The sequence below is a fragment of the Longimicrobium sp. genome (assembly GCF_048594345.1).
Classification (GTDB): domain Bacteria; phylum Gemmatimonadota; class Gemmatimonadetes; order Longimicrobiales; family Longimicrobiaceae; genus Longimicrobium.
The window spans coordinates 43,514-56,743 of sequence record NZ_JBMDXM010000083.1 but is presented as its reverse complement, the minus strand read 5'-3'; the positions used below and the strand labels follow the sequence as shown (position 1 = coordinate 56,743).

Genomic DNA, 13,230 nt, shown 5'->3' with positions numbered 1-13,230 from the left:
CGATCACACGGGTCAACGGTAAAAATCAACACCGTTGACCCCGTGTGAGATGTCCGGTTCTGGAGGTGCGACGGGTGTTCACCCGGATTCGCCATGAGTGCACAACGAACCGTGAGAAGCGGTATGGCAGATGTCGCCGCAATCCAGAGTTTTTGCGACGACGGAATCAGTCCGAGGCGGGCGCCGGGGCCAGGTAGCCGCGCGCCACCGCTTCGTCCAGCAGGCGCACGACGAAGGGCCACACCTGCGGCGCGCCATCCTGGATGGGCGCCATGCGCACCAGCACGCGGTCGTGGGTGACGGCGTTGGCGCGCCAGCTTCCGCCTTGATGGGCGAAGTTGAGCAGCAGGGGCTGCAGCCGGTCCAGCGCCACGGCAAAGCGCGCGTCCGGCGTTTCTCCCGCTTCGAACTCCTCCCACAGCGCGTGCAGCTCCGCCGCCTGGTCGTCGGGCAGCAGGCCAAAGATGCGCTCCGCCGCCATCCGCTCCCGCTCCTCCTTGCCCACGTTCGCCGCCGGGTCGTAGCAGAACGCGTCGCCCGCGTCGATCTCCACCACGTCGTGCACCAGCACCATCCGCGTCACGCGGGCAACGTCGGCGCCGGCGGGGGCGTGCTCCGCCAGCAGGGCGGCGCACAGGGCCAGGTGCCAGGAGTGCTCGGCGCTGTTCTCCTGCCGCGCGCCGTCCAGCACGCGCGTCTGGCGCAGGATCCCCTTCAGCCGGTCGATCTCCAGCAGAAAGCGCAGCTGGCGGTCCAGGCGCGGGTCGGTTCCGTCGATCACGGGGACTGCGGAGTCAAGGTTCACGTGCCCCGGTTCAAGTTGGGACGGGCGTAATCTAACGGTCCCGCTTTGACCCGGCACAGGAACCTGGGCACTCGTCTTCTCAGCCGTCCTCCTCCTGCTCCACGGCCCGGCGGTCGCGGCGGCGGACGGCCTGGGCGTGCAGGCGGCGGTCGTCGTCCGTTTCCAGCAGCAGCGGCGGCACCACGCTGGGGCGGCCGTTCAGCCTGTCCAGCGAAACGTAGGTGAGAAAGCAGACGTTGGTGATGCGCCGGCGCCCCGTCTCGATCTGCTCGGCCTCCACCGTCACCATCACCTCCATGGACGTGCGGCCCACGTACACCAGCCGGCCGTGCGCCTCTACGTAGTCGCTGGCGTAGATGGGCTCGCGGAACTCTACCCGGTCCACCATCACGGTGACCACCGGCGTCCGCGCGTGCCGCCGGGCCACCACGCCGCCGCATTTGTCCACCAGCGCCAGGATCTCGCCGCCGAACACGTTGCCGTGATGGTTCAGCTGGTCCGGCATCATGCTCTCGGAGAGCGTAGAGGCCGACTCGCGCGGCGTTTTTCCCTGCGGCGCTTCGGTGTCGCTCATGGGGCGGAGACGGGGGCGTGGGATGAAGGGGGCGATCTGCCGCATCCAACCTAGCCGGGTGCCCCGAGGCGAGACAATCCAGCCGCTCCGAATGAGTCTGCCGTGGCACTGGTCACCCCGCTCACTTTCATGTAATACACGCGCACTACAGGCCAGCTGCGGCACCCGTTTACTCTGTCCACTGGCGGGGTTGCGACGGTGTGTATATCGTGTGTTTTCCGCCTAACCATGACACACCTTCCATGCGCGGGAGAACGTCGATGAGGAAGCCCCACCCGGACACCAGGCGCCGCATTTCACGGCCGTGGGTTGTGCCTCCCGGGCTGCTGCTGCTGAACGAGCCGTTCGAGGGTTTCAACGTCCTGGACGAGTGCCGAAGCGAGCTGGGCGTGCTGCTCTGGCAGTCGCTGCGCGACGTGGATCTGTGGTCGCTGGCGCGGCCCGAGGCGCGTTCCGGGCTGTTCTCACCAGGTTCGCTGCGCAAACGCTCGGAGCGCATCGAAAGCGAAATCGAATCCACCCACCCCGCGCGCCCGCTGCTGGAGGCGATGACGCGGCTGCTGGCGGCGCCGGACCGGGTGTCGGAGATGGAGGTCTCGGAGGTGTGCGAGGACATCTCCCGGTGGGCCAGCGACGCGGGGCTGCCGCGCACGGCGCTGGCCTTTGCCCAGCGCGCCGCCCTGGCCGCGCCCGACGAGGCGGGGCCGGCGTACCTGGTGGGCCTCGTCTCCCGCCGGGCCGCGGACTACCGGCGCGCGGAAACGTGGCTGCGGCGCACGCTGGCCCTCAGCCGGCTGAACCGCGACTGGCGGTACTACGGGCTGGCGCACCTGGCGCTGGCCAACCTGCACATGCAGCGCGGCGACGCGCCCCGCGCCCGCGTGCGGCTGCTGCGTGCGCTGCGGGCGTCGCGGCGTTACGGGCTGTGGTCGGTGCGGTCGATGGTGCTGCACGACCTGTTCTGCATCACCGCCACGGGCGAGCACGCGGAGCATGCGGAGATGTACGCGCGCGCGGCCTTCCGCAGCTACGGACGGCGCCACCCCCGGCTCCCCGTGCTGGCGCACGACGTGGCGCGGTACTGGATGGCGCGCGGGCACCACGCGCGGGCGTTCGACACCTTTCGCGCGGTGCTGCCCCACCTTACGCGCGCCTCGGACCGGCTGGTGGCGTGGGCCAACCTGGCGCAGGCCGCGGGCGGCGCGGGGGATACGGCGGCGTTCGACGAGGCGTGGTCGCGGGTGTGGCGGATGGTGGACAGCGGCAGCGACCTGGAGCGCGTGGCCGAGGCGCTGATCAACGTGGCGGTGGGGGCGGCGGCGCTGGGGCACTGGGTGCGGCAGGAGATGGCGGCCAGCTACGCGCTGCAGGTGGCCCGGCGCCGCAGCGAGGCGCAGCAGCGGCTCAAGGCCGAGGAACTGCTGGAGTCCGCCCGCAAGGCCGGGATGGGGCGGCGCGCGCCGGAGCCCCCGGACCCCGTGCCGGAGTTCTCCGAGGCCTCCGGCCAGCTGGCGCAGGAGCTGGTGGCGGCGCTTTCGGAAGCGTGGGAGGGTTGAAGGCCGCACCGGGGGCGGACGGTCCGCCCCCGGTGCCCCGGCTCATCCGCCGCTGCCGATGAACCCGCCCCAGCGGCCGCCGCTGCCGGTGTCCGACTGCGCCGCGCCGCCGGCGGGGTCCTGCGGCGGGGGCGCGCCTTCGTTCATCCGCGGGCCCGCGGCGTCCGCGCCCGTGATCTCGCCCGAGCGCGCGCAGGCGCCGGCCACCGCGCACGCAAACGCCGCAAGCAGCAGTCCCTTCATCCATCCACGCATACCGTTTCTCCTGTCCCTGGGTGGAGTGCCGGCGGCGCAGGTGCCGCCGGTCCCCTCCAAGGTAGGGCAGGTTGTTTACTTCGTATACTTGGCGTCGTGAAAATGGGGATTTCCTCCCGGTCGTGCGGATGGGCGGCGGCGGCGGATACCGGGTGGTGAAGCGCTCTTTCGTGTAAGTGGAGCGGGACTGATGCGCTTTGTCGCGGATTTGCGAACGTGCGATGGCCGCTTTGTCCACACGCTGATTTTTCTGGAAACTTCGCTGGGGTGGGCATCGATGGAACCGGCATCCGGTGAGGCGAGATCCGCATTCCGCCCCCGCCGCGGGCCCGGTGCTTGGCCGATCCTCCGGTGCAGCGGACGGAAGCTGGCGCGGCGCTTGCCGCTGGCGGAGTGCGGCGTGCACCGGGCCCGCCGCATCGCATCCAGTGGAACCGACCGAATGAGGCTGCTCGCTCCCATATGCGCGGCGCTCCTGGCACTGGGGGCCGCCGCGCCCGCGCACGCCCAGCGCGACACCATCCGCTTTGGCCCGCGCGACACCCTGCGCGTGCCGTCCGTCCCGTTCGATACGCTGGCGCCGGTGGCGTTCGACACGCCGGCGGCGGACAGCGTGTTCGACGCGCCGGACACGCGTGCGCTGGTGACGCGGGTGATGCAGAGCGGCAGCAGCATCCCCGCGGGGCTGTCCGACTACCGCGCCGACATGGGCGCCACCATCTACCTTTCCCTGCGCGCGGACACGGCGCAGGGCGGCGAGCTGCCGGTGACGGTGGACGAGTTCGCGGGCGAGGTGCGCTGGGAGCGCGGCGGCGACGTGCAGCAGCTGGTGCAGGGGCACCGCGTGCGGATGCTGGCCCCCGCGCCGTACACCATCGGCTCCATGATCGAGGCGCCCTGGGTGGTGCCGCACCTGTACGGCAACACCATCACCGTCTTTTCCCTGAGCGCCAGCCCCACGGCGCGGGCCCAGATCGCCCGCGCGGTGCATCCGTTCTCGTTCCGGGGGATCGACTTTTACCACTACCGCGCCGGCAACCCGGTCCGCGTCTCCACGTCGGAGGGGGTGGTCTCGCTGCTGCCCATCGTCGTCCGGCCCCGTCCGGGAAAGCTGGAAGAGGCGAACGAGCAGCGGCTGGTGGCGGGGACGTTCTGGGTGGACGTGGACCGCGCCGCCATCGCCCGCGCCCGCTTTGGCTTCGTGGAGCGCGGCGGGCGGTTCGTGGTGACGGAGACGGGGCTGTTCTTTGAGCTGGAGAGCGCGCTGGTGGGCGGGCAGTACTGGATCCCCCATCGCCAGCGCCGCGAGATGCAGGTGTCGTCGCCGCTGCTGGGTGGCACGGTGGCGGTGCGCGCGGTGACCACGCTCTCTGGCTTTGAGCTCAACACGGGGTGGGATGCGCCGCAGCCCGGCGTGCGGCTGGTGCGGCGGCTGGAGGACGGCGCGTTTGACCGGCTTCCGCCCGTGGCTGAGGAGCAGGCGCCGGACATCGGCGACTTTGCGGACCTGGTCGGCGTGGTGCGGCCGCCGGAGCGCACGGGAGGGATGCAGGCGTCGCTGCGCTACGAGCGCGGCGACCACCTGTTCCGCTTCAACCGGGTGGAGGGCGCGTTCGTGGGCCTGGCCATGCGGTTTGAGCCGGCGAACCCCGAGCGGCGCGACTGGGACGTCTACACGCACCTGGGCTGGGCCTTCGCCGAATCCACCGCCCGCGGCGAGCTGGCGTACCGCTGGCACCCGGGAAACGCGAACGATCCCGGCCCGCGGTGGGGCGCCACGGTGGGCGGTTACCGCCGGCTGCGCGACATGACGTCGTTCCGCCCGCCGATCCAGTGGGAGCTGGGATACGCGCTGGGCGCCGCGCTGGGCGGCTACGACGTGCGCGACTACTACGACGCCACCGGCGCCGAGGCGTTCGCCACCCGCCGCAGCGGCGCCTGGACGGCGCGCCTGGGGGCGCGGGCAGAGGTGCACGACTCGGTGAGCCGCAACACGGACAGCTACCTGTTCGGCAACGCGCAGGACTTTCCCGACGTGGCGCCGGCGGAGCCGGGGACGCACGCGGCGGTGGAGGGGACGCTGCGCTACGCCCGCGGCACCGGCGCGTTTGGCGTGGGCGGCGGGGTGATCGCGCAGCTTTCGGCGGACCAGGGTTTCGGCGAGTTTGGGGTGACGCGCGCGACGGCGCTGCTGTCGACGCGGTTCCCCTCGAAGTACGTGACGCTGATCGCGCGCGGCGACGCGGGGACGGTGCTGGGCCAGGCGCCGCCGCAGTTTCTTTTCCGCTTTGGCGGCATCGAGGGGCTGCGCGGGTACGCGCGCAACGAGTTTGGCGGCAGCACGGCTGTGCTGGGCCGGGCGCGGCTCCTGCTGCACCTGCCGCCCTACGGGCAGGAGCCGCTGTTCCGTGCCGGCTTTTTCCTCTTCCCCCCGCTGCGGCCCGCGCTCGCGCTTTCCGGCGACGCCGGCTGGGCTGGGGTGAGCAGCGACTCGCGCGCCTCGCTCGCGCGGCTGGGCGCGGTGGAGACGGACGGCGTGCGCTCTTCGTACGGCGTGGGGCTTAGCCTGTTCGAGGACGCGGTGTCGGTGGAGTACGTGTGGCCCGGCGACGGCGGCGAGGGACGGTGGTACGCCGGCTTCGTCACCTACTTCTGAACACGATGGCCCTTGCCGCGCGCGCCCGCGGGTGAGAGGATGCAGGCGCGCGATCGAACCAACCACAACGACCGGACCGGAGCGGACATGTCTTCCATCAACCGACCCCTCGCGGGACCCGTGCTGGCCTTTGACCTGGCGGAGCAGATCGCCGCGTTGCGCTCGGAAGAGCCGTATCAGCGCAGTGGCCGCGCCGGGCGCACGCTGGCCAAGAGCGGCCGCTTTCGCCTGGTGCTCACGGCCATGTCCACCGGCAACGAGATCGGCACGCACCAGGCCGACAGCCCCATGACGCTGCAGGTGGTGCAGGGCGCGCTCACCTTTCGCAGCAGCGGGCAGGAGTACACGATGACGGCGGGCCAGGTGCTGTTCTTTGGCCCCGGCGAGGCGCACGACATCCGCGCCACGGAAGACAGCGCGCTGCTGCTCACACTCTCCGCCGTGGGCGACGACTACCGGCCCGAGGAGTCGGCGAACTCGTAGGGAGTGCGGGAGTGCGGGAGCGGGATCGGCTGATTCGGACGGGCCGCCGTGCCGATCGGCCGATGATCACTCCGTGCGATTGTGGGGCTTGACGGCGGGGTGGGACGGGACTAGATTATAGTCCACAAGGCAGTGTTTTTGGTATATGCGGCTGACGACAAGAGCCCCTGGGCTCTGCCAACCTTCGGGTTGGCTAGTCAGCCGCACTGCTTTGCCCCCTGGTATCCTTCTCAGTAGTACATCGTCGTTCCGGACCGGAAGACGTCGAACTCGCTTCTGACCTTGTCCTGGATCAGCGCGTACGATCGGTCGTCTCCCTTCTCCCACTTTCGGCTCAACGCCCAGCAGCAGTAGTCCGCCACCTGAAGGCAGGGCTCGCTGTGCGCGTTCCACGAAGCGGTGCGAAAGCTCGTCGTCGGGCTCACCTGCCGGATGACGTCCTTTACGGCGTCGTGCATCAGCGCGCGCTTCTTCTTTACGCCCAGCGACGCGCCTACGACGAACAACTCGTCACGGGCGCGGACAATCCGCGGCGCCACGTGCTTCATGTGCAGCCACCAGGCGAGCTTGTAGAAGCGGTCTTCGGTGGACCGCGTGTGCGGGTTGGCCTTGGCCTTTTCCAGGATGGTGGCGTCGACGCGAAACTCGTGTGCCCGCAGCACGTCGAACACGCGGTCGCGTACGGCCTGCGTGTCCGTCGTGGCGTGGAACTCGGAATCGGTGCCCAGTCCTTCCTCCCACGCAATCTCGCGGCGTAGGCGCAGCAGCGCGTCACCCACCTGAAAGCTGGGGCAGGCGATGGTCGTCAGGATGAAGTACCGCGACGCGCCCTGCTTTCTGGAGAAGTCGAAGTTGCCGCTCTCGTCCGCAAAAACGCTGATGCGAGGCATGGGCACCAGGCAAGAAGCAGGTTGTTACGTCATCAAGGGGGCGGCCAAGTTAACGGAGAGTGCAGAGGAGTGGTAGTGCCCGAAACGCCAGAAATGACGAGCGGCGATGCCGGTGCCACATCCTGTTCGCGCGGCGTCGGCAGATGGATGTCCTCTCGTGTTTTTTCGAGAAATTCAACGAGGCAGAGGCCGGCAGCTCCGCCGTCGGACAGCATCTTCTTCGCCCACCCATCCCGCGTCGCGGCGTCCTGACGCGCAGTCGAGGGCGTTCGTCCCGTCAGAGTGGCGGCGGGTCGAGGCGTTCGATGGATTGATCGAGTTCACCCATGCCCGACTCTCATTCCGATCTCATGACTACACAGCTTTACACGCGCGCCGCGATGGTCGTGGCGCTGCTCGCCGCGACCGCGTGCGCATCCGCACCGCAGGCGGGAGCGGGGGCCGATCGAAAGGCGGCGCTGGACGGGCTTCTGGCGGCGGACCGGGCGTTCGCGTCGGCCAGCGCCTGGACGGACCTGGTGTCCGGCATCTCCGCCATGTTCGCGGCGGACGTGGTGATGCCGCTGCCCAACGGCACCTTTGCCGAGAGCGCGGAGGCCGCGACGGCCGCGATGCGCGAGAACCCCGCGAACGCCACCGCGCGCGCGGAGTGGGCGCCGGTGCGCGGCGGGATCTCGGCGGACGGGCAGCACGGATTTACCTTTGGCTACATGACGGTGCGGCAGGCGGACGGGACGTCGACCCCAGCCAAGTACCTGGCGTACTGGGTGCGGCAGCCGGCGGGTTGGCGCGTGGCCGTCTACCGCCGCGCCCGGCGGCCGGAGGGCGAGGTCTCGACCGCCCTGCTGCCGCCGGCGCTCCCGGACCGCTTGGTGCCGCCCTCCGCCAATCGCGCGGCGGTCGAGGCGCACCGCGCCAGCCTGGACGCCGCCGAGCGTGCCTTTAGCGACGAATCGCAGACCATCGGGCTGGGGGCGGCGTTCGCGAAGTGGGGAAGCGACGACGCGATGAACATCGGGCGCGGCGCCACCTTTACGCTGGGGGCGACCGCCATTGGCGCGGCGATCGGAGAAGGTTCGCCGGGGCCCAGCCAGGTGTCGTGGGCGCCGGACCGCGTGATTATCGCGTCCAGCGGCGACCTGGGCGTGACGATCGGCCGCATCCGCCAGAACACACCGCCCGCGGATGCTTCCGCGCCGTCGTCGTTCCCCTTCTTCACCATCTGGCGCCGTCCCACGCCCACCTCACCCTGGCGCTACGTCGCGGAGTAATCCGCATCGTGAGACCGAGGGGGTGTCGCGAGTCAGGGCCAGTTCCACGTAAGGTCGACGCCCTCGTACTCGAACGCGGCCTGGTGCAGGGCATCATCCACCGATTCGTGCCAGGTGTCGGTGACGGTATTCCAGTCCGCGTCGCAGCCAAAGAGGTAGAACCCGCCGTCCGAGCCGCGGCAGATGGCGAGGCCCGCCGCCGTCCCCACCAGCTCGCCGTCCACGATGTGGCGGCAGTTGCCGGTGGGGCGATGGCGCTCGTCGATGCGCGTGTGTGCCACGACGGGCATGCCTTCGAGGAACAGCGGGACGGCGGTGGGCGACGTCATCCGCCAGCCGCGGAGGGCGGGATGCCGATCAGGTAGGTGACGGGGACTGGGCTGCGGCCTTTTGCCTCGCCGATCTCCCACGTGTATCCCGTGGCGTCGAGCGAATCGGCCATGGCGCGCAGCTCGCGCGGCGTGTAGGTGCGCAGGCAGGAGACGATCCCATCGAACAGCACGAGCAGGGGGACCAGCGGGATCAGATACGTGAAGAGCAGGCGCGACCAGCGGAACGGGCGGATGAACGGCGTGACGAGCAGCACCAGCACGGGTGAAAAGGCGGTCGCCAGGATGGAGGGCGCGGTGCGCTGCGTTGCCTCGAACACGCCGATCCCCTGTCCCCCGCGAACGGCGTCGGCCCGGATGGCGCGCGCGGTCTCTGGCCGAAAGTGGTGAAAGGCGGTGAACAGGGTGCGAAAGCCGGTAAGCTCGGCGGGGAGGGCGGTGGCGTCCACGGGATGTGGATGAAACGCCAGGCGGCCGCCGGTGCGCTCGCGGGCGGCTTCGAACGCTTCAAGGTTGGGATAGCGGTCGGTAAGGCGCACGTCTACCGGCGCCTGCGGCGTGTCGAGGCGCGAAAGCAGGCCCGGCCACGGCCCGCCGCCGCCGGAGCACAGGTCCACCACCTGGCGCGTGCCCGTGCGCTCCAGCGCGGACTGCAGGTGTGGGACGGCCGGAAGGTAAGTGTCGGTCGCGACGATCATGAGCTGGAGAAAGTCCGTGGCGGCGTCGCGCAGGACGGCCGGGCACCACGGCTGGTCCTCGATCTCCAGGAGATGCAGTCGGCGCATGGCGGATCGGCGGCGGGTCCGGGTGGGTTTGCTGCTGCGGAGCGGGAAGGATGGGAACCAGGCGCGGCCGGCGCCACCGACGGGAAGGGTACCGCGTCAGCAGGGCTGGGAGATGCGCTCCAGCGCGTCGTCGGCGGGGGAGCGGGCGAGGCGGGTATAGCGCGCAAAGAAGGCGGCGGCTTCGTCGATGTGCTGCGCGGCGAAGAAGCCGGGAAGCGCGGCGGCGCCGGCGAGCGCCAGCTCAGCCAGCTCGTGTGCGACGGAGGCGATGCCGATGTCGGAAAGGGCGTCGCGGCCGGCGGCGTGCAGCAGCGACGGGTCCGGCGGGCCCAGCAGCGCCGCGGCGGCGCGCAGGGTGGGCGGATGGTACACGATGCCGCCCAGCAGCACCAGCGGCGCGGCGTACCACTCCGGCGCCACGGCGTCCGCGGCGCGCACCTCGGCGTAGCCCTTGGGGCGCACCTCGGGAAAGAGCGTGGTCAGGTGCGTACGCCAGTCGTCCAGGCTGGCGCAGCCGTGCGCGTTCCACTCGGCAAAGGGGCGGAATCGCTCATCATCCCCCAGCAGGATGGCGGGGGCGGCTAGGGCAAAGTCCAGGTATTCGTTGACCGGATCGTCGCAGGCAAAGCTGCCGGTGCGGCCGCCGTCCAGCTGGCGCCAGATGCGCGCGCGGTAGCTGCGGTGGCCCGTGGGCTCGCCGCGGTAGACGGGGGAGTTGGCGAAGATGGCGGTGACGTACGGCGCCATGGCGTTCAGCACGCGCCACGCGGCCAGCGGCTCCGCGCCAAAGTCCAGGCTCACCTGCATGGCGGCGGTCTGCCGCATCATCCGCGTGCCGCCGGTGCCAAACACCTCCATGAAGCGCGTCTGCCGCACGTAACGCCGCCCCGGCAGCTGCATCGGCACGTCCTCGATCGCGCCGCGCGGCTCCACGCCTACAGATAGCAGCTCGATTCCCTCGTCCCGCGCGGCGTCCATTAGCGGAAGCACGGTTCCGCGCAGGCTGGCGATCAGTGAGGTGGCGGAGGGGAACGCGGCGGCGCTCAGCTCGATCTGTCCGCCGGGCTCGTAGCTGATGGTGCCGCCGTCGGGAAGCGCGAACTGCGGCACGCCGTACGGCGACGCCTGCTCCGTCCACCCGTGCCGCGCGCCAAAGCGCCGCAGCAGCGGCAGCGTCGACACGCCGTCCTCGGAGACGATCGTCACCTGCGCGCCGGTGTCCGCGGCGACGGGGATCAGCTCCACCTCCGCGCCGATGCGAAGCGGGCCGGGCGTACGCCCCAGCGCGAACGCGTGCGTCCGCAGGTCGTCGAGCAGATCTGCGCGGGCCAGCATGGCGGTCAACGCGGCGCGGCGAGGGTGATGGCGTACAGGCCGTCGTCGTCCGTCATCCACCGCTCGATGGCGAGGCCGGCGGCGGCGAACATGGCCTCCACGCTGGCGCGATCATGCTTGGCGCTGATCTCGGTGCGGATGGTTTCACCCGCGGCAAAGTGGAAGACGCCGGCGCCGGGGATGGAGACCGAGTGGTCGCGCGGCGAAACCAGGTGCATCTCGATCCAGTGCGCCTCGCGGTTGTAGAACGCGCGGTGCTCCCAGGCGTCCACGTGAAAGTCCGCGCCCGTCATCGCGTTCAGCGCGCGCAGCATGTTGCGGTTGAACTCCGCGGTCACACCCTGCGCGTCGTTGTACGCGGCTTCGATACGCGCGGGGTCCTTGCGCAGGTCCACGCCCATCAGGAACCGATCGGTCTCCGTCATCCGCCCCCGCACGCGGCGCAGCAGCTCCACGGCGTCATCCGGGGCGAAGTTGCCGATGGTGCTGCCCAGGAACGCGTGCAGCGTGGGGTACGGCAGCCCCGCGGGGAGCGCGAACGCGTCGGTGATGTCGGCGACAAGGGAGACGACGTCGATGGACGGGTACGCGGCGCCGATGCGGGCGGCGGTCTGGTCCAGGAACTCCGCGCTGACGTCCACCGGCACGTAGACGGCGGATTCGGTCGTCGCCGCGATGGCATCGAGCACGATGCGCGTCTTTTCCGCGCTGCCGGCGCCCAGCTCCACCAGCGCGCGCGGGGCCAGCGAGCCGATCCACTCCGGCATCCACCGTTCCAGCAGCGACCGTTCGGTCCGCGTGAGGTAGTATTCCGGAAGGCGCGTGATCTCTTCAAAGAGCTGCGATCCCCGCTCATCGTAAAAGAACTTGGGCGACAGCTCCTTTTGCGGGCGCGACAATCCTTCCGCCACCTCGCGCAGGACGGCGGCGCTGGCGATGGGGGCTCGCTCCACCACGTCAGTCATCGCGCGCGATCCGGAAGCCGCTGAAGATCTGGCGGCGGATGGGGTAGTCCCAGTTGCGGAAGGTGTTGCGGATGGCGCCCGGGCGCGTGGCCCACGATCCGCCGCGCAGCACCTTGTAGTCCGGTCCGAAGAAGATCTCGCTGTACTCCGGATACGGGAACGTCTGGTAACCGGGCCAGGGAAGAAAGTCCGACGAGGTCCACTCCCACACGTCGCCGATCATCCCGTACGCGCCCACGGGCGAGACGTTGCGCGGGTACGCCCCCACCTGCGCGGTGGTGAACGACAGCTGGTCCAGGTTGGCGTCCAGCGGCGTGGGTGCCTGGTCGCCCCAGGGGTACAGGCGCTTCGTCTGCGTCGCGGGGTCCCACGAGGCGGCGGCTTCCCACTCCTGCTCGGTGGGAAGGCGAGCGCCGGCCCAGTTGCAGTACGCCTGGGCCTCGTACCAGCAGACGTGGCAGACGGGGCGGCCGGGATCCACCGGCGTCTCGGCATCCATCGACCGCGTCCACCAGTCGCCGTCGCGCAGCTCCCAGAACTGCGGGGCGACCAGGCCGGCCTCTTCCTTGTGCTTCCACCCCGCCTCGGACCAGAGGGCGCGGTTTTCGTATCCCCCGTCGTGGATGAACTGCGCGTACTCAAAGTTGGTCACCGGCGCCGCGCCGATGCGGAACGGCTTAAGCTCCACGGCGTGACGCGGGCGCTCGTTGTCGTACGCGGCGGTGCGATCGTCCGTGCCGATCTCAACCGTGCCGCCGGGGAAGCTCACCATCCCCTCCGAATCCGCATCGACGGGGCGTCCGGCGGGGGGGACGATGGCGCGCGGGGCGCGGTAGCGGGCGCCGTTCTCGTCCTTGAGCTGCAGCGCCTGCAGGATCGTTTCGTTGTGCTGGTATTCGTGCTGCGCGACCATGCGGTACACGTAGCCGCCGTCCAGCAGCCGCGGGTCGGCGCTGCCGGTATCGCCGGTCATGATGCGGTCCAGCACCATCCGCCGCTCGCCGGCCATGTGGTGCAGCGTGTCGGCCAGGCGCGGCAGGGCCAGCTGCCCGCGGACGGCGCGCGGGTTCTCGAAGGGGTTGAAGATGCCCGGCATCTCGCCGAACTGCACCGGGCCCTCCAGGTTGCGCACCAGCCACAGCTCCTCGAAGTGGGCGATGTGGCCCATGTCCCACACCACCGGGCTCATCAGCCGGTTGTGCTGGTTCATCAGCTCGTCTTCGGGGACGGGGGAGATGAGCAGCAGCGTGCGCTCGCGGGCATCGGCCAGCAGCGCCGCGACTTCGCCGGGCGTGAGGGAACCGTCGTGGGGCTGGGCCATGCTGC

13 protein-coding genes are annotated in these 13,230 nt (G+C 70.4%); 4 read left to right on the top strand and 9 right to left on the bottom strand.

Annotated features, from left to right (window positions below):
* Positions 1–166: 166 nt before the first annotated feature.
* Positions 167–781: an HD domain-containing protein gene (locus tag ACOJUJ_RS09060; RefSeq protein WP_420126539.1), complete on the bottom strand. Its 615-nt coding sequence runs from the start codon at positions 779–781 to the stop codon at positions 167–169.
* A 103-nt stretch (positions 782–884) separates the two neighbouring features.
* Positions 885–1,379 carry an acyl-CoA thioesterase gene (locus tag ACOJUJ_RS09055; protein WP_420126538.1) on the bottom strand — a complete coding sequence of 165 codons (495 nt, stop codon included), beginning with the start codon at positions 1,377–1,379 and terminating at the stop codon, positions 885–887.
* A 260-nt stretch (positions 1,380–1,639) separates the two neighbouring features.
* Between ACOJUJ_RS09055 and ACOJUJ_RS09050 the strand changes: the two genes are divergently transcribed.
* The gene (locus ACOJUJ_RS09050) at positions 1,640–2,935 is read left to right on the top strand and encodes a hypothetical protein (protein ID WP_420126537.1); all 1,296 of its coding nucleotides are present in this window, start codon (positions 1,640–1,642) and stop codon (positions 2,933–2,935) included.
* 42 nt (positions 2,936–2,977) lie between these two features.
* Here ACOJUJ_RS09050 and ACOJUJ_RS09045 read toward each other — a convergent pair whose 3' ends face one another.
* A complete protein-coding gene (locus ACOJUJ_RS09045) occupies positions 2,978–3,178 on the bottom strand; it encodes a hypothetical protein (protein WP_420126536.1) in 201 nt (66 codons plus the stop codon).
* Between the two features lie 454 nt (positions 3,179–3,632).
* On the opposite strand from ACOJUJ_RS09045, the gene ACOJUJ_RS09040 reads away from it, so the two are divergent.
* Entirely contained in the window at positions 3,633–5,846 is a 2,214-nt protein-coding gene (locus ACOJUJ_RS09040) for a hypothetical protein (RefSeq protein WP_420126535.1), read from the top strand.
* A gap of 87 nt (positions 5,847–5,933) precedes the next feature.
* Positions 5,934–6,329 carry a cupin domain-containing protein gene (locus tag ACOJUJ_RS09035; RefSeq protein ID WP_420126534.1) on the top strand — a complete coding sequence of 132 codons (396 nt, stop codon included), beginning with the start codon at positions 5,934–5,936 and terminating at the stop codon, positions 6,327–6,329.
* A 230-nt stretch (positions 6,330–6,559) separates the two neighbouring features.
* Here ACOJUJ_RS09035 and ACOJUJ_RS09030 read toward each other — a convergent pair whose 3' ends face one another.
* Positions 6,560–7,219 (bottom strand): DUF3800 domain-containing protein, encoded by a 660-nt coding sequence (locus ACOJUJ_RS09030; RefSeq protein ID WP_420126533.1) that lies wholly within the window; start codon positions 7,217–7,219, stop codon positions 6,560–6,562.
* 350 nt (positions 7,220–7,569) lie between these two features.
* On the opposite strand from ACOJUJ_RS09030, the gene ACOJUJ_RS09025 reads away from it, so the two are divergent.
* On the top strand, positions 7,570–8,490 hold the full coding sequence (locus ACOJUJ_RS09025) for a DUF4440 domain-containing protein (protein WP_420126532.1): 921 nt from the start codon (positions 7,570–7,572) through the stop codon (positions 8,488–8,490).
* A gap of 32 nt (positions 8,491–8,522) precedes the next feature.
* On the opposite strand, the gene ACOJUJ_RS09020 is transcribed toward ACOJUJ_RS09025, so the two are convergent.
* The 5 genes from ACOJUJ_RS09020 to egtB all read right to left on the bottom strand — a co-directional run bounded on the left by ACOJUJ_RS09020 (position 8,523) and on the right by egtB (position 13,225).
* On the bottom strand, positions 8,523–8,819 hold the full coding sequence (locus ACOJUJ_RS09020) for a hypothetical protein (RefSeq protein WP_420126531.1): 297 nt from the start codon (positions 8,817–8,819) through the stop codon (positions 8,523–8,525).
* Complete coding sequence (locus tag ACOJUJ_RS09015) at positions 8,816–9,604, bottom strand: class I SAM-dependent methyltransferase (protein ID WP_420126530.1); 789 nt, start codon at positions 9,602–9,604, stop codon at positions 8,816–8,818. The genes ACOJUJ_RS09020 and ACOJUJ_RS09015 overlap by 4 nt, the downstream gene beginning before the upstream one ends.
* A gap of 96 nt (positions 9,605–9,700) precedes the next feature.
* Positions 9,701–10,939 carry a glutamate-cysteine ligase family protein gene (locus ACOJUJ_RS09010; RefSeq protein WP_420126529.1) on the bottom strand — a complete coding sequence of 413 codons (1,239 nt, stop codon included), beginning with the start codon at positions 10,937–10,939 and terminating at the stop codon, positions 9,701–9,703.
* A 5-nt stretch (positions 10,940–10,944) separates the two neighbouring features.
* Positions 10,945–11,904 (bottom strand): L-histidine N(alpha)-methyltransferase, encoded by a 960-nt coding sequence (egtD, locus tag ACOJUJ_RS09005; protein WP_420126528.1) that lies wholly within the window; start codon positions 11,902–11,904, stop codon positions 10,945–10,947.
* Positions 11,897–13,225: an ergothioneine biosynthesis protein EgtB gene (gene egtB, locus ACOJUJ_RS09000; protein WP_420126527.1), complete on the bottom strand. Its 1,329-nt coding sequence runs from the start codon at positions 13,223–13,225 to the stop codon at positions 11,897–11,899. The genes egtD and egtB overlap by 8 nt, the downstream gene beginning before the upstream one ends.
* Between the last annotated feature and the right edge of the window lie 5 nt (positions 13,226–13,230).

Bases quoted from the DNA above. Each gene is read 5' to 3' on its own strand.
- ACOJUJ_RS09055 (WP_420126538.1), bottom strand. From the start codon at position 1,379: ATGAGCGACACCGAAGCGCCGCAGGGAAAAACGCCGCGCGAGTCGGCC.
- ACOJUJ_RS09050 (WP_420126537.1), top strand. From the start codon at position 1,640: ATGAGGAAGCCCCACCCGGACACCAGGCGCCGCATTTCACGGCCGTGG.
- ACOJUJ_RS09045 (WP_420126536.1), bottom strand. From the start codon at position 3,178: ATGAAGGGACTGCTGCTTGCGGCGTTTGCGTGCGCGGTGGCCGGCGCC.
- ACOJUJ_RS09040 (WP_420126535.1), top strand. From the start codon at position 3,633: ATGAGGCTGCTCGCTCCCATATGCGCGGCGCTCCTGGCACTGGGGGCC.
- ACOJUJ_RS09035 (WP_420126534.1), top strand. From the start codon at position 5,934: ATGTCTTCCATCAACCGACCCCTCGCGGGACCCGTGCTGGCCTTTGAC.
- ACOJUJ_RS09030 (WP_420126533.1), bottom strand. From the start codon at position 7,219: ATGCCTCGCATCAGCGTTTTTGCGGACGAGAGCGGCAACTTCGACTTC.
- ACOJUJ_RS09025 (WP_420126532.1), top strand. From the start codon at position 7,570: ATGACTACACAGCTTTACACGCGCGCCGCGATGGTCGTGGCGCTGCTC.
- ACOJUJ_RS09020 (WP_420126531.1), bottom strand. From the start codon at position 8,819: ATGACGTCGCCCACCGCCGTCCCGCTGTTCCTCGAAGGCATGCCCGTC.
- ACOJUJ_RS09015 (WP_420126530.1), bottom strand. From the start codon at position 9,604: ATGCGCCGACTGCATCTCCTGGAGATCGAGGACCAGCCGTGGTGCCCG.
- ACOJUJ_RS09010 (WP_420126529.1), bottom strand. From the start codon at position 10,939: ATGCTGGCCCGCGCAGATCTGCTCGACGACCTGCGGACGCACGCGTTC.
- egtD (WP_420126528.1), bottom strand. From the start codon at position 11,904: ATGACTGACGTGGTGGAGCGAGCCCCCATCGCCAGCGCCGCCGTCCTG.
- egtB (WP_420126527.1), bottom strand. From the start codon at position 13,225: ATGGCCCAGCCCCACGACGGTTCCCTCACGCCCGGCGAAGTCGCGGCG.